Annotated in this window: 9 protein-coding genes; 5 read left to right on the top strand and 4 right to left on the bottom strand. The window is 58.8% G+C overall.

The genetic code is table 11. The features are described from left to right. On the bottom strand, positions 1-686 hold a 686-nt coding region (locus HKN37_14940; GenBank protein ID NNE47945.1), incomplete at its 3' end, for an NmrA/HSCARG family protein. Positions 687-979: 293 nt separating this feature from the next. On the opposite strand from HKN37_14940, the gene HKN37_14935 reads away from it, so the two are divergent. Both HKN37_14935 and HKN37_14930 read left to right on the top strand, forming a co-directional pair. Next, the gene (locus HKN37_14935; GenBank protein ID NNE47944.1) at positions 980-2,434 is read left to right on the top strand and encodes a nitronate monooxygenase; all 1,455 of its coding nucleotides are present in this window, start codon (positions 980-982) and stop codon (positions 2,432-2,434) included. Positions 2,435-2,473: 39 nt separating this feature from the next. Beyond that, positions 2,474-3,217, top strand: a complete 744-nt coding sequence (locus HKN37_14930; GenBank protein ID NNE47943.1) for a type 1 glutamine amidotransferase — start codon at positions 2,474-2,476, stop codon at positions 3,215-3,217. Positions 3,218-3,316: 99 nt separating this feature from the next. On the opposite strand, the gene HKN37_14925 is transcribed toward HKN37_14930, so the two are convergent. Continuing rightward, positions 3,317-3,823, bottom strand: a complete 507-nt coding sequence (locus HKN37_14925) for a SnoaL-like domain-containing protein (protein NNE47942.1) — start codon at positions 3,821-3,823, stop codon at positions 3,317-3,319. 129 nt (positions 3,824-3,952) lie between these two features. Then, on the bottom strand, positions 3,953-4,759 hold the full coding sequence (locus HKN37_14920) for a hypothetical protein (protein ID NNE47941.1): 807 nt from the start codon (positions 4,757-4,759) through the stop codon (positions 3,953-3,955). A 265-nt stretch (positions 4,760-5,024) separates the two neighbouring features. On the opposite strand from HKN37_14920, the gene HKN37_14915 reads away from it, so the two are divergent. Then, on the top strand, positions 5,025-6,110 hold the full coding sequence (locus tag HKN37_14915; GenBank protein ID NNE47940.1) for an adenylate/guanylate cyclase domain-containing protein: 1,086 nt from the start codon (positions 5,025-5,027) through the stop codon (positions 6,108-6,110). A gap of 204 nt (positions 6,111-6,314) precedes the next feature. Then, positions 6,315-7,235 carry a dihydrodipicolinate synthase family protein gene (locus HKN37_14910; GenBank protein ID NNE47939.1) on the top strand — a complete coding sequence of 307 codons (921 nt, stop codon included), beginning with the start codon at positions 6,315-6,317 and terminating at the stop codon, positions 7,233-7,235. A 181-nt stretch (positions 7,236-7,416) separates the two neighbouring features. Here HKN37_14910 and HKN37_14905 read toward each other — a convergent pair whose 3' ends face one another. After that, entirely contained in the window at positions 7,417-9,090 is a 1,674-nt protein-coding gene (locus tag HKN37_14905) for a T9SS type A sorting domain-containing protein (GenBank protein NNE47938.1), read from the bottom strand. A 304-nt stretch (positions 9,091-9,394) separates the two neighbouring features. Between HKN37_14905 and HKN37_14900 the strand changes: the two genes are divergently transcribed. Continuing rightward, the gene (locus HKN37_14900) at positions 9,395-11,521 is read left to right on the top strand and encodes a protein kinase (GenBank protein NNE47937.1); all 2,127 of its coding nucleotides are present in this window, start codon (positions 9,395-9,397) and stop codon (positions 11,519-11,521) included. Positions 11,522-11,661: the final 140 nt, after the last annotated feature.

The raw sequence follows: 11,661 nt of genomic DNA, 5'->3' as shown, positions 1-11,661 counted from the left end.
TCGCCCGAAATGGCGACCGTCTTGCCGACATACTCCAGTCCCTTCTTGAAGATGCCGTAGGCGCATTTGCCGATATCCTCTACGCCGATGCTCGCCAGCTTCTTGTCACCCATCGGAAACGTCACCGACAGTTTGCCATCCGGTCCCCGCTGAGGACCGCTTCCGAAGTAGATAAAGTTCTCCCAGTAGAAGCTTGTCAGCAGAAAAGTGGTCGGCACGCCGAGGTTAGCGAAGAAATGATTGGCCTCCCCTTTCGCGTCGAAATGCGGGACTTTGTACCGTTCCATCAGCGTCGGCATCCGGTCGTCGTCGAGCGGCACCCAGTTACGAGTATCTTCCAGAGTCGACCAGATGACATGCTTCAGATTCGCGTCCTTCGCCGCCGTCGCAAGATTGTTGGCGTGCTCCAGCTCTTTAGCCGGCGAGAAGTGATCCCAGAAAAACGTCACGCAGTAGGCGCCGTACGCTCCCGCGAATGCCTTCTTGAGACTTTCAAGGTCTGCGACATCGGCCTCGACGACGTCTGCGCCAAGTTCAGCAAGCTGCTTTGCCTTGTCGGACGACGCGTCTCTGGTGATCGCTCGAGCCCTGAATCCCCCCTCGGCATCGTTCAGAATGGCGCGAACGAGGCTTCCACCTTGCGCCCCCGTAGCCCCGGCGACGACGATAACTTTCTTGTCTGCCATGATGGTGTATTATTCCGATTGTTAGAGCTTTCGAATTTGAATACAGAGCTGGTGGCCTGGAATCGGCAGCAGACCGCCCTCGCCTAACCGGCTCGTAGGATCTCGAAAGTAAAGAAATTCGGAGTCTCGAAACACTTGTTGCGTCGCGATTTCCTGCCCCGTTGAAGTGTTCCATACGCGCCGTTTGCGTGTGTGATCGCGGCTCTCGGCGCGGTATATTAGGCATCTTCTACGAACGATGGTCGCGACCGTTCGTAGGAACCAGTCGAAACGACCCATACGAAGCATCATAAATGAGTTCCACGACCCCACCGCGAACACTGCCTACGATTATCCAGGGTGGGATGGGTGTTGCAGTCTCCAGCTGGCGCCTGGCGCGCCGCGTGGCCGAGCTCGGGCAGTTCGGCGTGGTGTCAGGAACCGGTATTGATACCGTCGTAGTCCGTGAACTGCAGAACGGTGATCCGAACGGACGCATCCGCGCACTGAAGTCGTACCCGGACCAGTCCATCGTAAGCTACCTGGTGGATCGTTTCTTCGTCGAGGGCGGTATCGGCCCCGAAACGTCCTACAGGCTCCTCCCCATTCACCGGCCGAATCCTACGGTGCGCTCGCAGCGCATTCTGAGCGCGGCGGCATTCAGCGAAGTGTTCCTGGCGCGCGAAGGACACGACGGTCTCATCGGGATCAACCTCCTCGCGAAGATGAAGCGTTATTCCCTGGCATGTATGTACGGCGCGATGCTCGCCGGTGCCGGGGCCATTCTCATTGGTGCGGGCATCCCGGTCGAAGAAGCGGAACAGATTCCGAAGCTGGCAGCCGGACAAATGGCCCGCATACGAATGGACGTGGATACGTCGGCTGCGCCCGACCCCGCCACGTCGTACTACTACGAATTGGACCCGGCCGACATCGTCGAGAATCCGCCGGTGCTCGAGCACCCAATGTTCTTTCCCATCATCTCGTCCGACCTGCTGGCGCGCATTCTGCAGAAGAAGCTCCCGGACGATCTCATCACGGGATTCATCGTTGAGGCCGCCATCGCAGGGGGCCACAACGCCCCGCCGAGGGGAAAGAAGTACGACGAGGCCGGTCATCCGGTGTACGACCAGAAGGATGTCGCGAATCTCGAAAAGATGGCGGAACTGGGCTACCCGTTTTATCTCGCCGGCGGGTTTGGGAAACCTGATCGACTCCGTGAGGCACTCGAAGCGGGTGCGACCGGAGTTCAGGTCGGCTCGCTTTTCAGCCTGGCCAACGAATCCGGATATCCTGCTGCAACGAAACGGCGACTCATTACCTTGATTCATCAACGCCGCGCCAGGGTTCGCACCGATGGGCGCGTCTCTGTGACAGGCTTTCCGTTCAAGGTCCTGGAGGTCGAGGACACACTCGGCGCCCCGGGCAACCTCGAAACGAGAACCCGGATCTGTGATCTCGGCTACCTGCAGCAGATGTACGTCGACGAGAAGAACAAGCTCAGTACGCGCTGCCCCGCAGAGCCCGTGGACATCTGGGCCAGCAAGGGCGGAAACCCGGCAGACACCAAGGGAAGGGGCTGTCTCTGCAATGCACTCATGTCCAATATCGATCTGGGGCAGATGCAGAAATGGGGACCGGAGGAAAAGATGTTCACTGCCGGCGACGACCTCGTCAATCTTCCGCTCGCGTCGCTCGAGAATCCCGAGTACTCGGCGGAGGACGTGATCCGGTACCTGCTCGGCGAGGACCAAGGCCCGGACGCCTGATCCTGCCCGGCGGGCCTTGCCCGCCATCCGACGGTTGTCATGAAACTGCTTCTCCTTCAGGCTCGAAAGAAGGGCGACCCGGCCGCCGTTCACGAGAGATCAGCGTTCGCTCGCGTACTCGGACTCGACAAGCGCCACATCGTCCCGTGGGATCTGCTCGCCGGACCACCGCCGAAATCAGAGCTCACCTCTGCCGACTGCATACTGGTGGGAGGATCCGGAGACTTCAGCGTGAGCGACGCCGCCGATCAAGGATGGATTCGTCAGTTCATCGACGCCGCCGAAGACCTGACGTCGATCGGTGTGCCGGTTTTCGCATCGTGCTTTGGCTTTCAGGCGTTTGTTGTCGGCTTTGGCGGACGCGTCGAGACAAACAAATCGAAGGCGGAGTTCGGTACGTTCGAGTTGACGGTGTCCGAGGCGGGCGCCCGTGACGATCTGTTCCGGGAAGTAGCGCCACGCTTCTACGCACAGTTCGGGCACGCCGACTATGCGGCCGCTCTGCCGTCCATCTTCGTGAACCTCGCCAGTTCCGAGCGAAATGAGTATCAGGCCGCCACCATTCCCGGGAAGGACGTTTACATGACGCAGTTTCATCCCGAGCTGTCGATGGAGGCGAATCGTGAGCGGGCGCTCATGTATCTCGACTCATACGCACAGGCCGGATTCGTCGACTCGCTAGATGGAGTCATGGACAACTTCAGGGAGTCGCCGGAATCGTCCGCACTGCTATCGCGGTTTGTGCGAGGTTACCTGGGCCTGGGTGCGACGCCGAAAGCCTGATGTGCGAGCATGTCCCAGGCCCGCGGACGGCCGGCGAGCCTATCGCGACCGTGATGGTGTCGCGATGGAGATCCGACATCATTTCGATCCTGCGCACGTCTACCCGGGCATCGCGTAGTAGAATCGTTCGTGCACGATCTTGTCATCTTTCCACCGCTGCACGGCAACCTCTTCCATCTTCATTCGCTTGCCGTTGTAGGTGACATCACTCCACGTCTCCACGATTGTGATGTTGTCGTCCTCGTTGGACGTGATCGCCGTCGTTCCGCCTCCGTGTCGCTCATCGACGTTGGACATCCACTGCTCATGAAACGCGCGATTGGCTTCCTTTCCGCGCCTGGGCTCCCCCGACGGTTCCTGCATCACTACATCGTCGTGGTAGTAGAGGTCGAACGCCTCGAGCATCTTCCCTTCCCCGATCATGGCATACATGTCGGTGGCGCGGTCGAGGCACGGTGACCTCTGAAGTGCATCCTCGGCCTTGTCCTTTAGCTCTTCCGCTTTTTCCTTGATCTCGTCAAGGGCGTCGCTCGACTTCTCGAGAAGTGAATCTGCCATTTCCTTGGCCGATTCCGCGCCCTTCTTTACATAATCGCTGATACTCATTTCTTTATGTGATTCGTGAATAGAACGTCACGCGCTCATACTAGAAATCGGACGACCGACTGAAATCGGGCAGGACCGACTGCGCTTTGATGATCCAACCGCTTGACCGAGGAAACACCCGCACGACCGTCAGTTTTCGTCGCGCTCACGACGACGCCCGCGTGAAGTGTGCTCCGAACGTGTTTCATCCTCGAGCAGCGAATCATCGATACGACGGGCCTCGGAGGTGTCGATCAGGTCTACCCTGTCGACCGTGTCCGTACCCGCTTCGGCAAGGAGATTGTCGAGACGTGCCAGCAACTTGCGCGCCTTACTATCCTGTTTGTGCGTGAAGGTCCTGAAGCTGAGCCATCCGACCATGTAGAACGCCATCATCACGAAGACGGCGATCCCGGTTTCCAGCCAGGCACTGAGGTTCAACAGAGCATACTGTACGGCTACGGGGGCGATGCCGATGGACAGGAAAACCACGTACAGCCACAGCCATTCCTTCATCCCGTAAGAAATGCGAATACGGGTCTGATTGCGAGCCGGTGACATACTGACGTGCACCCGGCCACCCATCTGATCCCGGTGGACCCAGTCACGAGTCCGACCCTCCCGACGGATCTCGCCCTCGGCCGAAAACGCCCGCCGGATCTCACCGAGCGCGTCTTCCCATTTCTCGTCCGACATCTCGCCTTCGACGATCCACTCCAGATCGATGTCGGTAGGTCCGCCGAGCCAGTAATCACCCTTCTCGGGTTCAGCTTCATCCAGCTCAAAGGCGGCGCGCTTCACGTGGTCGGGATCGATGCCGACGTCCACCGCGATTTCCTGGAGTTCCTCCAGATACAGCCCCGGGCTGTCGTCGACTCCCTCTATTCGCTGCAGCTCCGCTGCACGCTTGAGGACTGCGCTGAACTCGCTCTCGGTGTAGACGCGTTTCCCGGGCATGGGATCGTTGGATGCCTCGTGAAGTCACCCCGAATATAACGTCCGGGCGCCCCGGATTCCCCGTGAAGCGCTTCGGCGCGCTGCTATCAGGGATTCCCCGGTTGACACCTGAACACGAGATGCCGTTCATCAGAAAAACAAACCACAGGAGCGGGGTCAGGCGTATCGCACGCGACCGGGGTTGTATCCTGCAGCTGCATGGTTGACTGAGTGGGCGCCCGCAGTCTAATCGGGTCCTCCTGAAGTGGCACCAGACAAGATTCGAATGAAAGCCAAGCACCGCTCCAGACTGGCGGACTTCCGCCTCACGTTTTTTCTCTTGATCTCCACCTTCTACCTCTTCTACTTCGTCGTGGTGTGGGGCCTGATGGACTACTTCAAAGATGGCATGCTGAAGACGTACGTGTCCGGTCCAGGCATACACGTCGAGCTCCTGATCTCCGCCGTCGGCTTCGCCGCGACCATGCTGTTGGTCGACGTCTGGTCGGACTCCACGCGCTTGCGACGCCGACCGTTCGGGCAGATCATTCTTATCAAGAGCGGCGTGTATGTGTTGTGTCTTCTGGTCGTAGCATCGATCACCAACGTCGTCCTGCTCCTTTTCGTCTTTCCGGGCGACCAACTAATGCGCATGATGCAAGCGATGACCGGAAGACTGGTCGTTTCGATCATCGTGTCGTTCATCGTGAGCGTCGTGGCCGTCAATTTTCTTCGCGAGGTTCGCCGGAAGGTGGGACCGGGCAATCTTGCCGCACTGATCTCTGGCAGGTATCACCGGCCGAAGAGCGAGGATCGGCTTTTTCTGTTCATAGATCTTCAGGGCTCGACCACAATAGCCGAGACGCTGGGGCACCGGCAGTACAGTCAGTTGCTGAACGAATGCTTTCATGATCTCACCGATTTCGTACTGGAGTCCGGCGCCAGCATCTATCAATACGTTGGAGACGAGGTTGTCTTGACGTGGACCGCTGGCGATGCCGTGTCGTCCGAGCAATGTCTGGAGGCGTTCTTCGGATTCGATCGGAGGCTGGCGAAGAGAAGCGAATACTATGAGCATCGCTTCGGGCATGCGCCTCAGTTTCGTGCAGGAGCGGATGTGGGAAGCGTTACTGCAACAGAGGTCGGAGACATCAAACGAGATATCGCATACCACGGCGATCCGCTCAATACCGCGGCGCGCCTGCTTGAACTCTGCAAGACCGACGGGCGGCGGATGCTGATCTCTGATCGGGTGCAGACGGAGATACGAAACGGGTCGGGCTTACTGACCAACTGGATCGGTGACTTCCAACTCAGGGGGAAGGCCGAGAAGGTCGGAGTCTACGGCGTATCGAGTGCTACAGCGTCATGAGACGGTCCCGGCTGAATCCGACCATCATGGTTCCGGCGGCAGAGATTTCCGGACCGCGAAATTCTCGCTTACTGTTTCCGCAGCCAACATGCGAGACGGCCGGATCAAAGAATCTACACCATGCAGCGAGCCGACTCGAAACAACGAATCCACAAGTACAGTTGGCACCGCCATGAGTGAATCCCCTTCTGGTGCGAACAAGTGATTGCAGGTCCGGCAGCGACGCACCCTGCGCACGGTGTCTGGTCCCCGGCCCTGGTGCCTGTCGAAAAGAACCTTGGAATCGACGTCGCGCGATTTATCCGGCATGCTCGGTGGCTTCTGGACAGCGGTTGCCACGGCCTCGTGCTGTTCGGCACGACGAGCGAAGCCAACTCGTTCTCCGTGGAAGAGCGAACCGACCTGCTGGACGCCGTAATAAACGACGGCGTCGACCCCAACCGTCTTATGGTCGGTACCGGCTGTTGCGCGTTCACTGAATCTGTACGTCTCACGGGCCACGCCCTGTCGCGCGGCTGCTCGAAAGTTCTCATGCTGCCGCCGTTCTACTACAAGGGAATGAGCGACGAAGGACTGGCGCGCAGCTTCGCCACGGTCATCGATCGCGTGGCCGATCCGAATCTCCGCATCTACCTGTATCACTTTCCGCAGCTATCCGGAGTGCCAATCTCGACGGGGCTGATTGACATCCTGCTAGCGAATTACGCGGACATCATCGCGGGGCTCAAAGACAGCTCTGGCGACTGGTCGAACACAGCCGGACTCCTGGAGCGCTACCCGGAGCTTGCCATCTTTCCGGGCTCGGAGCGGTTTCTGCTCGACGGAGTTAACGCGGGGAGCGCGGGATGTATCACGGCCACGGCGAATGTGAATGCAGGCGCGATCCGGGCGGTCTACGACGCGTGGGCCGGAGGCGACGACGACCTCGCGAACCTCAACGATGTTGTCTGTGCGACGCGGAGCATCATCCAGGATTATCCCATGGTGCCCGCTCTGAAGTACCTCACGGCCCGGAGACTGAGCGACGAAGCCTGGCGACAGGTTCGTCCACCGATGGTGGAGCTGACGGCTGAGAGAGGCGCAGAGCTCGTACGGCGACTGGACGAGCAGGGGCTGGCGGTCTAGTGCGCCTGGCGAGTCCGAATGGTTGTGTCGCGGCAACCCGTCGGTCGGCGCGACAGATGTGTCGTGGCGAGACCGCCTTGTGGTGGTGCCATTAGAAGATCACCTGGACCCGTACTGACTCGCCCGCCGCGGCAACATTCAGCGGCATCATACTTCGGCGGAGCCCGTCGGCCGTGAGACTTCACCTTGCGACTACAGCCAGCCTCGCCGCTTCGAACGTGTCCCCCGCGATGCGAAGAATGTAGACTCCTGAACCGAGGCTCCGCGTGTCAAGCGGGAGTTGCCTTTGTTCGGTCGCCACAAGCTTTCCGTCGAAAGCCGCAAGGACGCGTCGCCCGAGTACGTCGTAGACGTCTGCCCGAACACTCTGATCTCTACCGACGACGAGTGTGACCCAACCCTGGTTGTTGTGAAGTGGATTCGGGTAGACGGACGACAGTGTATATCCCCCGTCTGCTGGAGGCACGGCAAGTTCGACACCAGTCACCACTCTCAGCAGGTTCGCGTCCATCCACGAGAGACGGTCGACCAGCCAACCCTTAAGAAAACCGACCTCCTCGGAAAACGTGTTGCCGATGAAGGCGTTCGGCCACACGTACGTACCAAGTACGGGCCAACGATCGAAGTTGCGTGCCGCCGGCTCACCAAGGACCCCGGCCATGTCGTCGATAAACTGCATCAGAGAATCGTTGTGCAACGGACCCAGCCGCAGCGTTTCCCATCTCTGGATCACCTTTCGATTGAGGGCGGGATCTTCCCATAGTTTCTTCCACCAGAATGGCGGATGGGCGCCGTCCGCGTCCGGGACGCCCGACTCGACCTGGAAGCCGATGTAGTTCCCGGCGTTGTAGTAGTCGACGTTTCCGAAGCTAAGATTGAAGTCCCAGATCGGACCAAATACCAGCTTCCCTTCACCGATACTGTCCTTGTCCTTGTCCTTGTACATGTACGTACTGATTCGGTACGCATCGACGTTCCTCGCGAGTTCGTGCAGGATGAAGTAGTCGACCGCTGCATCTACGTCGATGTGCGCGGAATAGCCGTAACTCGGATCGGCCCAATCGTCGCTCGCCATCAAGTCCTCAAAGGCCGTCACAACACCCTGGATGTAGGCCTGCTGCTCAGATGCGATCTCGGACGTCTTTGGGTAGTGGTAGCTATACCTGACCTGTCGATTCAGTCCGACGCGCGGGGCAAACGGTGAGATCCAGCCCTCGCCGCCTTTGTCGATCTTGACGATGTAGCCGCCAGTCAAGTTGTCCCCAACCACCTCGTCGGGATTAAGCTTAGAGATATCCACGCGATTCCTGTCGCGCTTGACGGACTCCATCAGCACGTAGACCCCCCGATAGTCATTGTTGATCACGAGTTCGACGAAGCGCGTCCGAGTTGCATACCGACCGAGTCGGTTGGAGAGCCCAAAGATGAGCACGTTGCGAATCAACGATTTGTCGCTATACGGCGCGTAAAGTACCCAGTCTTCTTCCTCGGGAAAGCCCAGCAATGCAACGTCGATATCGTTGCCGTCCACGTCGCGCGTCTCGATTGCGAACGATTTCTTGGGGAAGCTCTGCGAGCTACTACCGCGCAGTTCGACACCGATGTAGCCATCGTAAGAACCGAATGCGTCGGAGGTCGAATTGACGTTCCCCGGTCCGTTGTCCACGATGCCCATGCGAGCCCGCACCTTCGGCTCGTCCGGTATGGCCTGTCCCTCAGTATCGATGACGATGATGGGAAGATAGGTCGAGAAGTCCGCCGACGAGCGATTGACCGCCTGTGCGACGGTGTCCTGGGCGTGGAGCCCGTGAAGCGCGATCAGTGTCGCGACTACCGTCAGTACGAGTTTCGACATTACCTGCATCGGAGCGAAGAATCGGGTGAGTAACCCATTCTCCTTCATTGTATCAGGCACGCCCGAGGAAGTGCCCGAAATCACCCGTCAATCCGACGGATGCCATTGCCCTGCGAAACAGTGGGTGATTCCATGGGCGGATGGGCGCATCCAAAGCCAGCGCCGGCCAGATGTCGTGCGACGCCCGGCAGACCGGAAGCCTGCTTCGGCCTGGACGATGTTCTTCTCGTGGCTCTCGGTCACGAATTCGTTACATTCAGAGTCTACCTACGGTCCGATAATTTTGCCTTTTGAATCAACCGACATGCTTGGAAAACAGATACTGCACTATGAGATTCTCGAAAAGCTTGGTGAAGGGGGAATGGGTATCGTCTACAAGGCGATGGATACCCGGCTCTCCAGGCATGTCGCCATCAAGTTCCTTCCACGGCAGATAGCCTCTGTCAGTGAGGAGCGTGATCGCTTTAAGATTGAGGCCCGAGCGGCTGCAGCTCTCAGTCACCCGAACATCTCCACAATCCATGCAATCGAGGAGGTCGACGATGAGGTCTTCATCGTCATGGAGTTCATAGACGGGGCAGAGTTGAAGCAGAAGGTCGACTCGGGTTCGATGGCGCTGGGTCAGGCTCTGGATTTCGCGAAGGAAATCGCCGACGGACTTCACGCCGCCCACGAGAAGGGCATCGTTCACCGTGATATCAAGAGCGCCAATATCATGGTGACCGAGAGCGGCATGGTGAAGATCATGGACTTCGGACTTGCCAAGGTGAAGGGCAGCGGGCTCGTCACGAGCAAGGGCACGACGCTCGGCACGGCAGCATACATGTCGCCCGAGCAGACCCAGGGCCACGATGTCGACCACCGGGCGGATATCTGGTCGCTCGGTGTGGTCCTGTATGAAATGCTTACCGGTGAACTGCCGTTCAAGGCTGGCTATGAGGCAGCGTGGGCATACGCGATCGTGAATGAACACCCTCTGTCGCCAAGCGACCTGGACCGAAAGATTCCGGTGTCCGTCGACTCGATCGTAATGAAGGCGCTTGAGAAGGAATCCGACCTCCGGTGGCAGTCGGCGCACGACTTTCGGGAGGCGCTCGTTCAGGCTCGTCGAGAGATGGAAACGACCGAGCAGACGGTCAAGAAGAAGGCGATAGTCGTCGTCCCGTTCAACAACATCAGTCCGGACGCGGACAGCGACTACTTCAGCGATGGTCTTACGGAAGAGCTGATCATGAATCTGTCCCGCCTTCAGGACATGCGGGTGGTGTCGCGGACGACGTCGATGCAGTACAAGGGTACCAGCAAAGACGTCAGGACGATCGGTCGCGAGCTGGGCGTTCGGTACATCGTCGAGGGGAGCGTTCGGAAGTTTCAGGACAAGCTCCGGATTACAGCGCAGCTCATTGATGTGCAGAATGACTCGCAGTTGTGGGCAGAGTCGTTCAAGGGCACCATCGAGGACGTCTTCGACATTCAGGAGCAAGTCTCGAAGCAAATCGTCGACGCGTTGATGCTCAAGCTGACACCTACGGAAAAGGTTGTTCTTGAGAAGCGATCGACGACCGACGCCGAGGCCTTCGACTGTAACCTCAGAGCCCGGGACTTTCTATACCGTCTGACCAAGAACAACATCCACTATGCCATCCAGCTCTTCAAGCGCGCCATCGGGCTGGATCCTCGATATGCCGACGCGCATGCGGGCCTCGGCGAAGCGTATGCACAATTGTATGCGTTCCATGCGCGGCAGGTAGAGTGGCGGGATCTCGCCGTGGAGTCCAGTCTCAAAGCCTTGATGTATGATTCGAACTCGTCGGAGGCCTATGCTGCCCTGGGAACGGCCTACCTGTACGACAAGGAGACGCACGAAGAGGCCGTGATGGCGGGCAAGAAGGCGATCGAACTCGACCCCGACAACTTCATCGGCTACTGGGTACTGGGACGCATCTACCACAGTACGGACCGCTTCGAAGAGGCCGCGGATCTCTTCAACAAAGTCATCACGTTAAATCCGGACTTCTATACGGCCTACATGGATCTTCGAATGGCGTACGAGAAGCTCGGAGACATGGCGAGGACCGAGGAAACGCTCAATCGGGCGCTGGAGGTCTTTGACCGCTATCTGGCGCAGCATCCGGATGACGCACGCGCCCGGATGATCCACGCGCAGAACCTGGTGCAGGTTGACCGAACCGACGACGCGCGGGAGGAAGCGGCGAAGGCGATGGACCTGAATCCCACAGATCCTCTCGTGCTATACAACGCCGCGTGCTTCTATTCCAGGATAATGGAGGTGGAGAAGGCAGTGGCCGCCCTGAACGGTGCCGTCAGCGGCGGATTTCAGGATCTCGAATGGATGAAGAATGATCCGGACCTGGAGAACATCCGACAGGAGCCGGGATACCTGGAGGTAGCCGCCGGGCGCGGTGGGTGAAACTGGGCAGCCAGAACGGGCATGAGATTGCCGCCCGCGTGCGATGTGCTGAAAGGGTCGCAACTGGAGGTCTCGTTCGACGCCAGTGGCCTGACCTCCGGCATCTACTTCTACCGCCTACAGACCGGGGACTTCGTTGA

The organism is Rhodothermales bacterium (genome assembly GCA_013002345.1).
Lineage (GTDB): Bacteria > Bacteroidota > Rhodothermia > Rhodothermales > JABDKH01 > JABDKH01.
The sequence above is the reverse complement of the archived record's forward strand: the minus strand, read 5'-3'. Positions and strand labels throughout refer to the sequence as shown.

Excerpts from the sequence above, each read along its gene's own strand:
- HKN37_14935 (NNE47944.1), top strand. The coding sequence starts at position 980 with ATGAGTTCCACGACCCCACCGCGAACACTGCCTACGATTATCCAGGGT.
- HKN37_14930 (NNE47943.1), top strand. The coding sequence starts at position 2,474 with ATGAAACTGCTTCTCCTTCAGGCTCGAAAGAAGGGCGACCCGGCCGCC.
- HKN37_14925 (NNE47942.1), bottom strand. The coding sequence starts at position 3,823 with ATGAGTATCAGCGATTATGTAAAGAAGGGCGCGGAATCGGCCAAGGAA.
- HKN37_14920 (NNE47941.1), bottom strand. The coding sequence starts at position 4,759 with ATGCCCGGGAAACGCGTCTACACCGAGAGCGAGTTCAGCGCAGTCCTC.
- HKN37_14915 (NNE47940.1), top strand. The coding sequence starts at position 5,025 with ATGAAAGCCAAGCACCGCTCCAGACTGGCGGACTTCCGCCTCACGTTT.
- HKN37_14905 (NNE47938.1), bottom strand. The coding sequence starts at position 9,090 with ATGTCGAAACTCGTACTGACGGTAGTCGCGACACTGATCGCGCTTCAC.
- HKN37_14900 (NNE47937.1), top strand. The coding sequence starts at position 9,395 with ATGCTTGGAAAACAGATACTGCACTATGAGATTCTCGAAAAGCTTGGT.